The following is a 15,305-nucleotide window of genomic DNA, read 5'->3' as shown; positions in this document are numbered from 1 at the left end:
TTAACCACCCCTAACCTTGCCTTGGGAAGTAACCTTAAGTCCATTTAGAACCAGGTATAACCCTATCAACAGCAGGACCACGCCCAATATTGGTATTACACCCAGGGCGATGCTAGTGGTTACAGTCACAGCAGCCTTCTTAATGGTGCTCCTCTTACCGGTTAAATCACCAACCTTGATCAGCGAGTACAGGCACATTAGTATGCCCACTACGCCAAGGAGCATGGCAATGGCCATTATTATTGAAACGTAGATTGGTGTAACCACTAACACGGATCCAAGCTTAACGCTACTGATGATTGATGATAACCGTGCTAATATGTCAATGGGTTTAAGGCTTAGCTGCGTTACAGTCACGATAATTGAGTTTAAAACCCAAAGCAGGTAGGCCACAATTATTATTAATGAACCAACCCTACCCCACCTTAAGCCAATTACAGCGTTAAGATCCCTGAAACCCCTGTAAAGCAGTATTACCACCGGCACGTAGGTTAGTGATATTATCAATGAGGGCCATAGGTCAGTGGATATTAGTATAGCGGCGTACGCAATCATCGCCATGAAGTCCACCGAACTAACCCCAACATATATACTGGTTAACATGCCCAGTACCACTGAGGCGGCTATTATGGCTAATAGGTCGGGTATTGCTAAGGTTACGGCAGCCCTGATTGGGTAGAGTAATTCATTCAAGTCTAGTTTCTGCATTGAAGTTTAGGTTTCTTAGTCTCTTTTAAACTTTAGGAGGGCACCTGCCTTCAGGTGCGGCTGCATGAATATTAATAATGCTTAACCTCTGGGTGAAATTGGTTGATCAATAGTCGGGCTTTACTGCACTCTTACCGTATACCTCATTAGTACTACGTAAATAACCAGGAATATTACCAACGCTGTTATTGGGTCTAGGAAACTCACCGTAGTTAGGCTGAAGGCAAGGTACACTAGTATTGACGCCACAAATGCGATTGAGGACATCATCAACATGTGCTTAACATACTCACTTAACTCACCTTTAACCTCCTCCTCACTGTAGCCCTTACTGACCAATTCGCTGTACAACCTATTGTACATTCTCAGCATCATTGATACAACAACAGCCAGTTCAACGAACCCTATGGAGTATCCCAGGGTTGTTAATCCCATGGGGTTAACGTAAAGTACATACACGTGGGTTACGTACACTAGGTACCCGCTAGATAGCGCCAATATAAGTGACATGAATATGACCGTTATTAATGGCTCGATTAATGGATTTCCCCTAAACATACCCAATATCCCGGTGATGAGAGAGAGCCCCATGAAGGCGAGTGAAGTAACCCTAGCGGCTGGGTCACCATACATGAATACCACGATGTATGGGATCAGTGGTAGTGCGATGGATAGTAAGCCTAGTTGAGCTCTCATACGCTCCACCCTATACTGGACAGCACCTTAACCGTAATCGGCCCGATACCATCACAAACAGGGTCCCATGGAAGAACCCTAAACCTGGATGGGATTAACCTATGCAACCTAGCCCTATCCAGCGCAAGCACCTTGGCACATCCTATTTCAGGTAGGCTCCTCCTCATTATCATGCTGTGTGGTATTATGTCCAGTAAAAGCCCGTAGGTTGGTATTGACTTTAGGAACCCAACTAGCCAGTTAATGTTGTCACTGGTGATGCTGGTTACCATAACCACAATGGGCCTCGTTTCGTTAACCATGACCATTAGGGATGGGTCATTTAAGTAGGCGCTTGGCCTAGCCTCAACGCCTATCAGGGCCCTTTGAATCTTGTAGTAATGGCCCATTCCTGAGCTCGGGTAAACCTTACCCACAGCTGTCCATAGGCCCACGTTGTAATTATACCTAAGCAGTAGCCTAGACAATGACAGCACTATGAGTATGCCGTACTCCAGTGGGTTCTCCTCCCAGGTACCATACCGCATCCACCTACCTGTATCCAGTATGAATAGGACTGTCCTTAAACCCTCACGTTCATACTCATTAACCATTAATTCGCCATTCGGGGACCTGGCCGTTGCCTTCCAGTTTATGAACCTGTATGGGTCACCTGGAGCATACTCCCTCACGGACCTGAATTCCGTGGAGAATGGCCCAAGCCTGGATGGGGGTGACCTTGGGAAAACCTCCCTAGGCTTAATTATACCCGTGGCTCTGGTTATTAACTTAACCTTAGGCATAACCTCAACCTGGGCTGACACATCAACGTAGCCCTCAATGGGTTGCCTTAAGCCGAATAGGTCGTGGTAGACGTAATCCACGCCCCTTAATTCATAACGCCCCCTCCTAACAGCCCTAAGCCTATAAGTGAAGCTCTTCTCAACGTCACGGGGACCCTTAAACACTATGTGAACATTCTTACCGCTGGTTAACTCAAAGCTCTCCGACTCAGGGCTACCTGGTCTTGGTGGTAGCCTAAGCGTCATTATGCCGTAACCACCCATTACCTTCACCTTAACCTTAACCTCAACCTCGTCATTAACGTAAATCCTACTGGGCATTACAGCCAACTCTACATTAACCCTAGGCCCACTGTCTATCATTAACGCCAGGGAGACTAATATCATGGGTAAGGCAACCCCGATTACAAGCGGCTTAACGGTTGATAGTAGGGCAACCGCTGCCGTAACCATTGATAGTGTGGTCAGTAGTATGACTGTTTTCGCCGACTCCTTAACCATATACCTCACTTGGGTACAGGCAACTTGCTGACGTACTCAGCCACAACGGACTCACCCCTAACGCCCTCTAGGGTTACCTCAGGCTTTAACACAACCCTGTGGCCGAGTACATCAGCGGCTACACGCTTAACATCATCAGGGATTACGTAGTCCCTACCTTCAAGTAGGGCCATGGCCTTACTCATCCTCATCAGTGATATTATCCCCCTTGGACTTGGGCCTGCCAGGACCCTTGGGTCCTTCCTTATCACCCTGAAGCTTGATATGTAGCCCAGTAACTCGTCACTAACGGTTACTGAGGATTCCAGGAATTGCCTAATTTCAAGGAGTTCACCGGCATTGGTCACAGGCTTAACGTATATTGTGGGGTCATCAGTACGCCAGGTAATCCTCCTCTTTAGAAGCCCAATTTCATCATCAGGGTAGCCTAAACTAATCCTAATCATGAATCTGTCAAGCTGTGCCTCCGGGAGTGGGTATGTGCCCTCCAGTTCAATGGGATTTTGGGTGGCTATCACTATGAATGGTTGAGGAAGTTTAAGTGTATCACCCTCAATAGTCACCTGTCCCTCCTCCATAGCCTCAAGTAAACCAGCCTGGGTCTTGGGCGGAGCCCTATTAATCTCATCTGCAAGTATGAGGTTTGCGAATATGGGACCCTTAACAGTCTCAAAGTAACCTTTATCCTGTCTCCAAACCTTAGTACCTACTATGTCGCTTGGTAGGAGGTCTGGGGTGAACTGGATCCTACGGAACTCAAGGCCAAGTAACCTAGCCACCAGCTTAGCCAGAAAGGTCTTACCTATCCCTGGGTAATCTTCAATAAGCACATGGCCCCCGGCTAATATTGAGGCTATGATCTTAGAGACAGCCTCGATGTCGCCAACGTAAAACTTCAAGACCTCGTCAATAATACTCCTTGCCCTCTCAGAGGCTGTATTTAAATCCATAGCCTTAGCGTGCAGTGCGCCTAATAAACATATTTCCATGGTGATAATGTCACGTCATCCTAAAGTTAATTTACCGATAGGAAGGCGGTGCCGAGGGCGCTACTATACCCGGCCATAGCCTGAATGAACCTTATCCTCCTCATACTGAGCCATCATGTTTAGTACATTGTTAACCATGTTAATCCTCCTAGTAATCTCTTCCTCAATGCTGAACCTATCGTATAGCTTGTTGGGTGAGTACTGGTAATCGATCAACTCGGCTAAGACTTCAAGAACCTCGTTGTATTCAAATCCCCCGCTGGCCATCATGTATGCCAGGTAGGTTAGGAGCTTATCCTTACGGCCATACTTAACGAACTCATCAACAGCCTCATTGAAGTACTTAAGCTCAGGTACCTGAATGACCTTAACCTCACGCCTATGGGCCTCGTAAACCTCCTCAGCCATCTTCTCAACATCACTTGAGGCGACTGTGTAGGCCCTATAGCTTATGTAAGTCACAAGCACTAGTGTCAATACTATTGATACGGCGAGTATGTATATGTTGTAGGCCGGCGGCTTAGGTATGGCTAGTGCCATGTAGAATAGGCCAAGGCCGAAGAAGGCGGCTACAATGCCACCATAAGAATCCTTAAGGTAAAGGACTGCGTTACCAATACCCCTACCTGGTTGCGCATTAATTAATGCGGTGAATGAAAGCGCCAAGGCCGCTAAGGCTGAAATTGCAAAGGGGTATGTGAGTGGCCTGTAGGCCAACCCAAATAGCGAGGCCAATGAGAAGAGTGCCACAGCAACCGCCATCTTCCTGAGGAACTCGCCGACATTAACATTGGTTAATGAGTAACTTGAACCAAGCCTATTAATCATGACTGCTGATGCTAAGAGTAGTAGTGAGGCTAGGGCAATCCTGGCATCATAAATGGGTGTAATGAGGAATGCGCCAAGTGCCATCAATAATGTTAACACTATGTATGCGGCGTCATTTACCTGTCTTCCCATGAACCATGGCCTACCCTTCGAGGCCCTTACCTCGTTAGCAAGGGTGATGGCTAATGAGGCGGCTATGGGTATTGACAGTATGAAAAGTATGTAAAAGCCCACTGGGGTTAGTAGGATAAGTAGCGCAGTCACTACTATTAATATTACGTAGTAGGTGATGTACCTAACCAACGGAACCCTTACCCCATTAACCACAGGTTATCACCCTTGGGTTTGTGTGGGATTTGCCCAACGCCCTAATGAATGCCTCATAATCAGCCCTACCAATGCTCCTCTTACCGTAGTAGGCTCCTTCAAATATCCTGGTCATTTTAATGGCCTCAGCCCTATTCCTAATTACACCATCATTAATCAGCTTATTTACCAATTCCCTAGGAGTCATGCTACTGGAATTCTTTAGGTCAACCACCATGTTGAGCCTAAATAGCCTCTCCAAGTCCTTTGAGTAGTCAGTGAACCTGATGTTTAGGTGTTCCGAACCCTCACTGGACTCACCAGTAACCTCATAACAACCCTCCCTGGGTGCGGTGATCTGGCCATTGTTAATTAACAGCCCTGAACTGGCCTTAACCACAACGTCGTCCTTAACCTCGTACTTAAGGGGCTCATTAACACCCCATATCAGCGGCAGGTCAGGTGGTATACCCACCCTTAGTAGGTTTCCACCACCCCAGCCACTTAGTGAGTTAATTCTCTCATTGGGCAGTAACTCAATATTAGGCTCCACGTACCTTTCAGTAACCCCCCTAACCGGGGCTGTTGGCTGCATGAACAGTTTAGCCACGTCTCCAGCATCTCCCTCAGTTTCATTAACCTTAGGCCCCTTACCTCTTGTTGTTAAGACTGCGAAAATCGATGAGGCAACTATGATTATTACCAAGGCAGCTAGTACAGCTGTGATTGGTAACTGCGGTACAGTAGCCACCTGCTGGGTAGCCTTACCCCCGCTTCCCATCCCGCTACCATGCCCAGTACCGTTAATGCCGCCTTGCTGCGGTGGATGCGGCTGTGTTACATTAATCATGGCCACCCTCCTAGTTATGTTGGGTATAGGCAGCTCAATACTAATTACTGGTATTGGTACTGACGGTAATGTTAAATTGGGTAGCTTGATCATGGGGCCTTTACTGTGGGGTATGGTTATGTTAATCAGGGGTGGGCTTATGGTTGGTGCCCCTGAGCCACCGCCACCACCTTGTGAACTGGGGGTTATGGGTAACGTCACGACCCTTATTGATGATGTTAGAAGCCACAGTGAAATCAATCCAATGACCAGTATGATCACGGCGTCCCTCCTCATGCTTGCGTAAAACCGAAATCGGCTATATTAACCTTTCCCCTGCCGCATACGGCGTTGTTCACAAAGTTTAAAAAAGCCTAGGTGCATATGGGGCTAATGGCCAGTGCGCAGCAGAGGAGGTTGCCGATGTATAAGAGGATTATTGATGAGAATAAGAGGAAGTGGATGATTAAGGAGTACCTCAACATAGCCCTAACCAGGAATAGGTATGTTGATTCCATTATACAGAGGACTACATTGGGCACCAGGGTCATTGTAATAGCTGAGAGGAAGAATAGAATAATCGGTAGGAAGGGGCAGCAAGTTAAAGCATTGGCCGACATATTAAAGTCTAAGTTTAACTTAGATAACGTAGTGATTGATGTCATACAGGAGCCACACCCAGAGTACAACGCCAGGCTCGTTGCCCTTAGGATAGCCGATGCCATGGCTAAGGGCATTAGGTTTAGGAGGGCGGCTATAATAGCCCTCAGGCAACTCCAGGAGGCCAATGTCCAAGGCGCCGAGATAATCATTAGTGGTAAGTTAACCACTGAACGTTCAAGGTTTGAGAAGTACAGCATGGGGATAATGGTTAAGTCAGGCCAGGACTCACTTGAAAAGGTTCAGGAGGCCGTTATACCAGTGCTGCTTAAACCCGGCATATATTCAGTCAGGGTTAAGGTCATACCACCAGAGGTTAGGCTAAGTGATAGGTTCACCATTAAATCACCGGAGGAGGTGCAGGTCAAGCAGGTTGAGGCGGAGGTTAAGCAGGAGTCTGAAAAGCCTGAGGAGGGGTCTAACAGCCAGCAGCAATAACACTTTAATTAAACACTACCCACCCCCCTCCCGGTGCAGCCAAGTGGGTGTTAAGGTCGCCTTAATTGGGGTCGGTAGGATTGGTTCAATACACTTGAAGAACCTAGTTAGGTTAAGGAGTGAAGGACTTGTCGATGAGATTACCGCAGTTGACGCTGACCCATCAAGGCTAAGTGAGGCTAGGTCAATGGGTGCTGATGAGACCTTTGACAGTATCGACGCTGCATTGATCAGGCACCCCGAGGCCACGGTAATAGCAACACCAACTAATACGCATTATGAAGTAGCCTTCAAGCTGGTTGGTAAGTCACATCTACTGGTTGAGAAGCCGGCCACGGTCACGTTGAGTGAAGCCATTAATCTACTTAATGAGGCGAAGAAGTCAGGCAACCTAGTAATCCCTGCCATGGTTGAGAGGTTTAATGAGACGATCAGTGAAGCCATCAACATGGTTAAGGAACCAATTGCAATATCAATGGTTAGGGTAGGCCCGGTACCACAGAACCCCACCCAATACGTGGGAGTTATCTATGACCTTGCCATCCATGACTTAGACCTGGCGTTGATGGTGACCAAGCCCATTAAGGCCGTGGTATCAAGGACAGTGATTAACACGTATGATTCAAGCATATTACTCGACCTAGATGGGGTATCAGTGGGCATCAGGTCTAAGTGGGTTAACTCAGGTAAAATGAGGGTTCATGTTTACATTAGTCCTGGTTCACTGGTTGTAGCTGATTTAGTTAATCACGTGGTCTACAATAATGGGGAAGTTAAGCGTGTGGAGCAACGTGAGGAGCCCATATACCTCGAGGACAGGAACTTCATAGAGGCTGTCATGGGTAAGGCTAAGCCCTTCTCAACACTCCTGGACCACATCAAGTGCCTGAGGATAATTGAAGCCGCCCAAAGGGGAATAGCATTAGTTGCACTTTAAACACTCCCACTGAATGAGTAACATCACTGGTATCTTGGTTTCCCTTACCAGCTAATCCACATTACCGTTAGCTTCACGGTCCACCCTGTGAATGTGCAGTGAGAATGAATGAGGTTTAAGAAGGGAGTAATGAATAAAATTGAAAGGGTTTAATTTGATTGTGAACCTAAATGGTGAAGGATTATCCGCTACTTCTATCAACAATGTTCTTCGTGAATGTTTTAGGCTTAAGTTGCCTTATTATGTAATCGAATGCATCCCAAGGTCTTGAATGCTTGCCACAGGTGTATACATCTATTGTCGCGTAGTTGTAAGCCGGCCAGGTGTGTATGGCTATGTGGGACTCAAGCACCAGTGCAATGACCGATACCCCACCCTTATCCCCACCACCGAAACGCCAGACTTTAACATCAACCAAGTGCATGTTGGCAACCTCAGCGGCTTTAATAACCAGGTTCTTAAGGTATTGTTCATCTTGGAGTAGATCATCTTTAACACCCCATACCTCACCGAACACGTGCCAACCAACCACACCCTCTTCCCCAACCCCTGATCGTGGGATTGGACCCTCCTGCTGTTGCAGCATTTTTCCAATTGCCCGATGAGTCAAGTGGTGAGCCTATTTTTAAACATTTCCCACCCTTAACTTCATTAATATATATTCAATGTATCAATTTATTATGTTCTAGTTTATGCATGGTTAAATTTATAGGGGTTAATAATCACTAGCACGAGTGACTATATAGCTAAGTTTTAAAATTAATGAGACGCCAGGCACTGTCTCATTAATCGGCTAATTGGAGAAACTTTTTCACATTAATGGAAATCTTTTTTATATTCTTTACGCATTTATTTGATTAATCCCCACTATGTGGGCTTCACGGCAATGGGTTTATAAAATCAAGCTTTATCAGTATTCAGTAGCCCGCATCAAAGGCGGGCCCTCCTCACGCCGATGTGGGCTATTGAAACCAGGAACACCATAGTCCTGGAGAATTTACCTAAATGGACGCCGGAGCGCATGATTAAGGATGTAAAGGATAAGCAACTTAGGCTGAGAATCTATCGTGCTGCTTTCGCTTCAATGAAAAGAGCCATCATGGAGAAGGCTAGGGAATACGGTGTCCCAGTGATTTTGGTTAATCCATCTCATACATCTACTATCTGTCCAATTCACGGGGCAAGAATCATCTACCAACCTGATGGGGGCAATGCCCCAAGGGTTGGTGTCTACGAGAAGGGGGAAGAGAAGCGGCATAGGGACGTGGTTTCACTATACAACTTAAGGAGAAGAGCTGGAGATGGGAGCCCCATGCCGTTGGGCTCGACGGGGACTCATGACTCACCCACCATAAAACTCGGTAGGTGGCTGGGGTCCAGGTCCCTACACTCGATGAGAGTGTAGGGACAAACGGAAACTTATATTAATCAAGCGGTAATGCTTATTGTAAGTGATGAGGAGGCATTTGCATGAGTGGTGATTAATGCTGGAACTGCTGATCAATAAGTAGGTTATGGATTACCCATAGTAGTGTTTATTAGGTACTGCGAGGACTGGTTACACATGACAGCGAGGATACCTAAGGCACTAACCATTGCTGGCCTTGACTCGGGTGGTGGGGCTGGTATAACCGCCGATTTGAAGACATTCCATGTAATGGGGGTTTATGGAATGGTGGCGTTAACCGCTGTCACTGCGCAAAATACCATGGGTGTTAGGGCTGTTCAGGAGGTTGACCCATCCATAGTCGAGACGCAGATTGACACCGTTGCCGAGGATATTGGTGTCGACGCGGCTAAGACGGGGATGTTAAGCAGCTCCTCCATAATGGACGCCGTTGCTCATGCAGTTAAGAAATGGGGTTTCCCACTGATTGTTGACCCAGTAATGTACGCTAAGAGTGGGGATCCTTTAATGCGACCCGAGGCCATGGAAACCCTGAAGAGGGTCATAATCCCACTGGCTAAGGTTGTGACACCGAATGCACCTGAGGCAGAGCACCTCTCTGGGGTTAAAATCAGAAACCTTGATGATGCCAGGGAAGCAGCGAGAAGAATAGCGGAGGAGCTTCACCCTGAGATTGTCATAGTTAAAGGTGGCCATATAGGTGGCCCTGAAAGCGTTGACCTAGTTTACTTCAGAGATACAGGTGAATTCAGGGAATTAAGGGCCCCTAGGATAAACACCAGGAATACTCATGGAACAGGGTGCAGCTTCTCTGCAGCCATAACGGCTGGGTTAGCTAAGGGCATGGATGCTTGGGATGCCATTAGGCAGGCTAAGGAACTGATAACAATGGCAATCCAGTACTCCCTACCACTAGGCCATGGACATGGGCCAGTAAACCCCATGTCATGGATTGAGGTGAAGGCCTATACATATGATGCGCTAAATGACTTAGGCATGGTGCTAAGCTCAATCGCAGGGAAGGTTCATGAATTAGCAGATCCGCAGGATAATGGTGGTATCGCGGTTGCACTACCTCAACCATATATGGCTAGCCCCAGTGGCATAATTACAGTTACCTGGAAGGGTATTGAAATGGGTCTACCAATTAACAGTATACGCCACAGTAACAGTGGTAAACTGGTTAGGTATGGTTTAGGTGCCTTTACTAAGCAACTGGGGCTGAGGGCATTGGCAGTGGTAAGTGGCTTAAGTAATGTCACGGCTAAGGCTAGGGTCAAGCTGAGTACATACGAATATGAGGGCATTGGTGATGAGACCACGCAGATTAGTAATGCGCTTGAAAACGCCACTAAGGCTTTAGGTAAGGTACCTGAGGCTATTCACGTAAAAAGCCTCAATGACCTTGTGATACTTGGCAAGTCAGTGGCATCAGTGGTTGATAAGGTTAACCTGTTACTCGGTTGAGGATTCACATACCGGCTAGGCTTCGCAAGGGCCATTAAAAACCCTTAACATACTGATGATGTGGGACCTCATTGATGGATCTTTGGTAATTTTATTAAACCTTAGGTATAGTCAACACAGTGGCTGATGTACAGAAGCAGGGATTATAAGGATGTTAGGAAGCTGCTGGTTTGGCTACTATACGCCTCGAAGGGTGGAAGGACGAGGCTTAGGATACTTAACATACTTAAGCAGAATGGTCCACTAAACGTCAGTCAAATAGCCAGGATGCTTGAGGTTAATTATAGAACCGTGACCTATCACTTAGAGATCCTGGAGGCTCATAACCTAGTTGAGAAGACCCAGACGGGGCACGGAATATACTACAGGTTAAGTGATGCCGGCCTGGCCAACTGGGACCTAATAGAGATGATACTTAAGGGTAGCGCAGACAGTAGGAAAAGGCTATAATGGGTCTGTTGTTACTTTCGATGATTTTTAGTTACTTCTCGTTATTCCTGGTTATATAGCTTTTCGACCTAATGATTATTAATCACAGTCCGGAGCCCTTAATTGGGTGCCGAAAGAAGTCTCAAATGGGAGGGGTTATGGCGTACCCCTCGATGGAATCCCATGAACCACTGTTGACGCGGATTATACCGTGGCGAGGACTAACTTACCCAGCCAATGAGTGGGAAACGCTATGAGCCACCCATTAGTCTCCTCATTATTGAATTCAACATTCTAATGGTCCCCTTATCCAGTACTGTGGACCCGGCGCTCTCTATAAATGTCTTCAGGGCGTTAACATCACTTCTATAACTACCTGCATACTCATCCCTGTAACTCAACACGAGAGCTCCATCCCAACCCAGTGACGCTAGTATCCTTATTATCTTCAAGTAGTCTATGGGCCCATTCATTACGGGATAACCACCTCTCCCACCCTTAACATTATGAGCATACATGAAGTGTATTGAACCCAGGTTAGGTAAGATAAACTCAAGCAGTCTCCTTAAACCTCCAAAGGATGGTACATTCACGGTTAAGCTGAGCCTATGCGGTGGGGGAACAGTGGGTATGCTGATGCCGGGTTTGATGACCCAAGACAGCGTAATGTTGTACTCGGCGGCTACCCTAAGGAACCTAGTTACCCCACTGGCCGGTGGATTTAGGATTACATTATTTAGATTTAGGTAATTTGCAAGCTCCAGCAACCTTACTAGGTTCCTCACGTTCCTCGGTGTGGGTACTCTAATGGCCACTGGCTCATACCCCTCAAGTTCAATGGCCAACTCCGGTATCGACCTACCCCACCTACTCTTAACATAATCCACTAGATTTAACGTTACCCATAGGCCACTGGTATCCTCGGGCTTAGCGCTAAGTGGATTAACCTCAACTAAAACATCCACAGTTAGCCACCATAGCTTAACCTTTTAAACTAACTTAACGGACTCCAGGTGATTCAGCATTATCGTATCTATCTTGTACTTTAACTCTATGCTTAAGGCTAGGTTAATTAACTTACCTGGTTCGCCGTGAACAAGCATTACCTTGTGGGGTTTAGGTTCAATCCTACCCACGTAATTCATCAACTGCTTTCTATCACTATGACCGGAGAAGCCTGGTTCATGGAAGACGTTCATGTTTACGTTGACTGTTATGTCCTGGTCATAGTACTTGAGGTTCACCTTGCGTTCACCCTGAACAAGCCTCCTACCCAATGTCCCCTCACCCTGGTATGATACGAATATTAAACTGTTCTTGGGGTCATCAGCCATGTGGACGAAGTAGTCCATAGCTGGTCCACCACTGAGCATGCCATGCGGGGCTAGTATTATTGATGGTGGACCCTGTAGAATATCCATAACCTGCTCCTGTCTCTTCTCAGGGTTCTTAGCTCTCTCCACAGGCTTCACGTACTCGGACATGAATGGGTTAACCCCATCGTATATGAGCTCCCTAACGGTGTTATTTAGGTAATCAGGGAACATTAGGTGGACGTTAAGCGTCTGGAGCACCATGCCGTCCACGTATATCGGTGCCTTACTTAACTTACCCAACTGCATTGCCTCATTGAGTATCAGTAGTATTTCCTGAGCCCTACCCGTGCTGAAGACTGGTATTAGGGCCTTACCTCCATTCTCAAGAGTCTTATTAACCAACTGTATTAGCTCAGTCTCAGCCTCCTCCCTAGGCTTCTGGACATCGTCCTTACCGCCGTAGGTGGACTCCATTATTAACAATTCAACGCGCTTAAACACGCTATGGGCTGGGTTAAGTAACTTGGATTGGCCATACTTGAAGTCGCCGGTGTACACTATGTTGTATAGGCCATTGCCGATGTGGAGGTGTGATATTGCAGACCCAACCTCATGACCAGCATCATACAGCGTTAACTTTATGTCAGGTGAAATATCAGTTACATCCCCGTAATCCACGGTTATGGCATGGTATAGGGTTGACGCCAATTCACTTAATCCATAGTACGAGTAGCCGCGTTCAGATGACAAGTCTATGTAATCGGACAGGAGAATTTCCATCAGATACTTGGTGGGTTCGGTCATGTAGACTGGGCCCCTGTAGCCGTACTTGTATAGGTAGGGTAGCATGCCTATGTGATCTAGGTGTGCATGTGATATCACAACGGCGTCTAGGTTGTCTAGGTCTATTATGTCTAGGAATGGTGACTCATCCAGGCTTCCGCTGGGTTTAACACCAGCGTCAAGCAAGATCCTGCTCTCGCTGGTTTCAATAAGTAGGGCGCTCCTACCAACCTCAAAACAAGCCCCCAGGCAGGTTACCTTAACGTACTCGTTCCTGTAGATAGGTAGCCTATGTATCCTTAGGCCTATGCTCCTCAGGAACTCAGCCCTATCCTTACCCATAATAGTCTCGACGTTGTTAACCGCATCTATATCATCCCTAGGAAGCCCCTTAGACATGTCAAGCGCGGTCGGTATTACAATAGGTCTCCACCCTGTCTCAGATAGTATAACCTTCTCAAGCCCCTTGATTAACTGGGGTCTCTTAAGGTATACGTAGACGTCCCCTAGCTGGTCATTAAAGTATATCTTGTCAACTTCATTACCACCATCAGTCACCACCTTCTTAATAACCCTCTCAGCCTCATCCTTAGGTAACCTAGCCTTCTCATCACCCTTGATGATTATGTGCTTCTTAAGCTCCTTAGCCAGGGCCTTCACCAAGTCGCTATTGCTCATTATGTAGCCTGGATTGAGGGAGTATATTGTTACATGCGGCCCCTCAAACTCAATCCTCGTTACCCTAGCTTCCCCAGGCAGCATCTTAATAATCTTCTCCTCTATATCAGGCCTAAGCGACATTCCATTAACACCCTTAAGACATGTATCGTTAACTTAAGGTGTTTATAAACATTATGCAGAGCACAACACGTAACACTCAATTCTACGCAAATCACGTAAATAACACCCCCTGGGTAACGTCTCCACATCAATGGATTAACCCTAGCCATGAGATTGTTTCACAATGGCGCCGTTTACATTGTATTCTCATAATTACTAAAGTCCTGTAGTCATCTATCTCCAGTGCGTTAGGGTAACCACCCTATTTTTGAGGCACCTCCAAGTTCTCAATCAAAAATCACCAATTAATAAATACGACCCCTCCCCTAAAGGGTGGGGCTTCTTCCCCTTTCACAAAATTCAAGACATTAAGGTGAATGTGAACCATTAGGGGATCGTAACCCCTTAGCACTCTGAAATTCGCTTGCATAACGCTTATAAAGTTGCCAACAATGGACACTTTAGAATGGTGAATACCACCGGTGCCATTAAGTATGGTGCATTGACTATGTTTATCGTAATCATTATCCTCAGCTACCTGTTAGCACCAAAGGCCACAGTGGGATTAATAATCATGGGTAGGTTGCTTTACATTAAACTGCCGAGCAACTACATTAATGTGTCGTTTTACGTATCCTCAGCGGCCTTAATGCTGCTAGTCACCTTAATACCTGAGTACAGGAGGTGGAGGATTAATAATATCATAAATGGTGAATTACCAGCCTTTGTTAGGGTTATTAGGGATGGGATTGGTGCAGGCTTAACATTAACAGAGTCGGTAGCGGTGATGTCTAAGTACAGCACGAGAACACTGGCTAAGATGATAAGCAGTAGGGTTGGACAAGGCATAATAGGCCCTGGGGAGTTAAGCAACATACTCATGGAGTTGTCCAGGGAATTCAATAACAATAACCTAGCCCTCTTATCCATAGTATTGAACTCAGCCTTAAGGAGTGGGGTTAGGGCCACTGAGGTACTTGACTTAACTTACAGGGAGCTTGATAATGTAATCACTAATGAGCTTGATAAGGTCAATTCACTGAGACCGTACGTCGCATTAGCCTACACCATAACCATAGTTTACGTGTTCCTAGGATCGGTGGTACTGTCGGTATTATTGCCTAAACTAACCTTAACGGCAGAGTCCATAACGGGCACATTACCAACCGGCGTAGCGCAACTCAGTGGTGTGGATACGAGTGTGTTACTAACACTATTCGTGTACAGCATAGTGGTGCAAGCATTTCTAATAGGCATGTTGATCGGCAGGATAGTCTACAGGAATATTTATGTAGGGTTAATGCACTCATCGGCAATGACCATAATAGCCGTCGCCACCAACTACCTGCTGAACATATACACCCCATACCTACTTCACATTTAAGGGTGCAAGGCTCTCAAGCGCCTCCCATTCGCATGACACCTAAGACAGATGGTAGGTGGTTTAG

At 46.5% G+C, this 15,305-nt stretch carries 14 protein-coding genes and 1 pseudogene; 6 read left to right on the top strand and 9 right to left on the bottom strand.

Annotated elements, in window-relative coordinates; translation table 11 throughout:
- From AAX04_RS04615 to AAX04_RS04590, 6 genes are all read right to left on the bottom strand, one after another.
- Positions 1 to 708: a hypothetical protein gene (locus tag AAX04_RS04615; RefSeq protein WP_066794702.1), complete on the bottom strand. Its 708-nt coding sequence runs from the start codon at positions 706 to 708 to the stop codon at positions 1 to 3.
- A 120-nt stretch (positions 709 to 828) separates the two neighbouring features.
- Positions 829 to 1,404, bottom strand: a complete 576-nt coding sequence (locus AAX04_RS04610) for a hypothetical protein (protein ID WP_066794700.1) — start codon at positions 1,402 to 1,404, stop codon at positions 829 to 831.
- Positions 1,401 to 2,687 (bottom strand): DUF58 domain-containing protein, encoded by a 1,287-nt coding sequence (locus AAX04_RS04605; protein WP_066794774.1) that lies wholly within the window; start codon positions 2,685 to 2,687, stop codon positions 1,401 to 1,403. Before AAX04_RS04605 ends, AAX04_RS04610 begins: the two co-directional genes overlap by 4 nt.
- A 5-nt stretch (positions 2,688 to 2,692) precedes the next feature.
- On the bottom strand, positions 2,693 to 3,637 hold the full coding sequence (locus tag AAX04_RS04600; protein WP_066794697.1) for a MoxR family ATPase: 945 nt from the start codon (positions 3,635 to 3,637) through the stop codon (positions 2,693 to 2,695).
- Positions 3,638 to 3,739: 102 nt separating this feature from the next.
- Complete coding sequence (locus AAX04_RS04595) at positions 3,740 to 4,831, bottom strand: hypothetical protein (protein ID WP_066794694.1); 1,092 nt, start codon at positions 4,829 to 4,831, stop codon at positions 3,740 to 3,742.
- Complete coding sequence (locus AAX04_RS04590; RefSeq protein WP_066794691.1) at positions 4,824 to 5,936, bottom strand: DUF4129 domain-containing protein; 1,113 nt, start codon at positions 5,934 to 5,936, stop codon at positions 4,824 to 4,826. Before AAX04_RS04590 ends, AAX04_RS04595 begins: the two co-directional genes overlap by 8 nt.
- Before the next feature lie 96 nt (positions 5,937 to 6,032).
- On the opposite strand from AAX04_RS04590, the gene AAX04_RS04585 reads away from it, so the two are divergent.
- Positions 6,033 to 6,737, top strand: coding sequence for a 30S ribosomal protein S3 (locus tag AAX04_RS04585; RefSeq protein WP_066794688.1), 705 nt, complete (start codon positions 6,033 to 6,035; stop codon positions 6,735 to 6,737).
- A gap of 43 nt (positions 6,738 to 6,780) precedes the next feature.
- Entirely contained in the window at positions 6,781 to 7,674 is an 894-nt protein-coding gene (locus tag AAX04_RS04580) for a Gfo/Idh/MocA family protein (RefSeq protein ID WP_066794683.1), read from the top strand.
- A 181-nt stretch (positions 7,675 to 7,855) separates the two neighbouring features.
- On the opposite strand, the gene speD is transcribed toward AAX04_RS04580, so the two are convergent.
- Positions 7,856 to 8,260: an adenosylmethionine decarboxylase gene (gene speD, locus AAX04_RS04575; RefSeq protein ID WP_066794677.1), complete on the bottom strand. Its 405-nt coding sequence runs from the start codon at positions 8,258 to 8,260 to the stop codon at positions 7,856 to 7,858.
- Positions 8,261 to 8,635: 375 nt separating this feature from the next.
- Here speD and AAX04_RS04570 point away from each other — a divergent pair.
- From AAX04_RS04570 to AAX04_RS04560, 3 genes and pseudogenes are all read left to right on the top strand, one after another.
- Positions 8,636 to 9,079, top strand: a pseudogene (locus tag AAX04_RS04570) (IS200/IS605 family accessory protein TnpB-related protein); the annotation flags it as partial.
- Between the two features lie 159 nt (positions 9,080 to 9,238).
- Positions 9,239 to 10,549, top strand: a complete 1,311-nt coding sequence (gene thiD, locus AAX04_RS04565) for a bifunctional hydroxymethylpyrimidine kinase/phosphomethylpyrimidine kinase (RefSeq protein ID WP_066794671.1) — start codon at positions 9,239 to 9,241, stop codon at positions 10,547 to 10,549.
- Positions 10,550 to 10,675: 126 nt separating this feature from the next.
- Entirely contained in the window at positions 10,676 to 10,999 is a 324-nt protein-coding gene (locus AAX04_RS04560; protein ID WP_066794669.1) for a helix-turn-helix transcriptional regulator, read from the top strand.
- 230 nt (positions 11,000 to 11,229) lie between these two features.
- On the opposite strand, the gene AAX04_RS04555 is transcribed toward AAX04_RS04560, so the two are convergent.
- Complete coding sequence (locus tag AAX04_RS04555; RefSeq protein WP_066794666.1) at positions 11,230 to 11,943, bottom strand: hypothetical protein; 714 nt, start codon at positions 11,941 to 11,943, stop codon at positions 11,230 to 11,232.
- A 24-nt stretch (positions 11,944 to 11,967) separates the two neighbouring features.
- Positions 11,968 to 13,878 carry a beta-CASP ribonuclease aCPSF1 gene (locus tag AAX04_RS04550; RefSeq protein WP_066794663.1) on the bottom strand — a complete coding sequence of 637 codons (1,911 nt, stop codon included), beginning with the start codon at positions 13,876 to 13,878 and terminating at the stop codon, positions 11,968 to 11,970.
- 445 nt (positions 13,879 to 14,323) lie between these two features.
- On the opposite strand from AAX04_RS04550, the gene AAX04_RS04545 reads away from it, so the two are divergent.
- Positions 14,324 to 15,241, top strand: a complete 918-nt coding sequence (locus AAX04_RS04545; RefSeq protein WP_066794660.1) for a hypothetical protein — start codon at positions 14,324 to 14,326, stop codon at positions 15,239 to 15,241.
- Positions 15,242 to 15,305 lie beyond the last annotated feature (64 nt).

This window comes from Caldivirga sp. MU80 (genome assembly GCF_001663375.1).
Lineage (GTDB): Archaea > Thermoproteota > Thermoprotei > Thermoproteales > Thermocladiaceae > Caldivirga.
This window is presented reverse-complemented; position numbering and strand designations above follow the sequence as displayed.

Excerpts from the sequence above, each read along its gene's own strand:
- AAX04_RS04560 (WP_066794669.1), top strand. The coding sequence starts at position 10,676 with ATGTACAGAAGCAGGGATTATAAGGATGTTAGGAAGCTGCTGGTTTGG.
- AAX04_RS04610 (WP_066794700.1), bottom strand. The coding sequence starts at position 1,404 with ATGAGAGCTCAACTAGGCTTACTATCCATCGCACTACCACTGATCCCA.
- AAX04_RS04600 (WP_066794697.1), bottom strand. The coding sequence starts at position 3,637 with ATGGATTTAAATACAGCCTCTGAGAGGGCAAGGAGTATTATTGACGAG.
- AAX04_RS04615 (WP_066794702.1), bottom strand. The coding sequence starts at position 708 with ATGCAGAAACTAGACTTGAATGAATTACTCTACCCAATCAGGGCTGCC.
- AAX04_RS04545 (WP_066794660.1), top strand. The coding sequence starts at position 14,324 with ATGGTGAATACCACCGGTGCCATTAAGTATGGTGCATTGACTATGTTT.
- AAX04_RS04590 (WP_066794691.1), bottom strand. The coding sequence starts at position 5,936 with ATGAGGAGGGACGCCGTGATCATACTGGTCATTGGATTGATTTCACTG.
- AAX04_RS04550 (WP_066794663.1), bottom strand. The coding sequence starts at position 13,878 with ATGTCGCTTAGGCCTGATATAGAGGAGAAGATTATTAAGATGCTGCCT.
- thiD (WP_066794671.1), top strand. The coding sequence starts at position 9,239 with ATGACAGCGAGGATACCTAAGGCACTAACCATTGCTGGCCTTGACTCG.
- speD (WP_066794677.1), bottom strand. The coding sequence starts at position 8,260 with ATGCTGCAACAGCAGGAGGGTCCAATCCCACGATCAGGGGTTGGGGAA.
- AAX04_RS04605 (WP_066794774.1), bottom strand. The coding sequence starts at position 2,687 with ATGGTTAAGGAGTCGGCGAAAACAGTCATACTACTGACCACACTATCA.
- AAX04_RS04585 (WP_066794688.1), top strand. The coding sequence starts at position 6,033 with ATGGCCAGTGCGCAGCAGAGGAGGTTGCCGATGTATAAGAGGATTATT.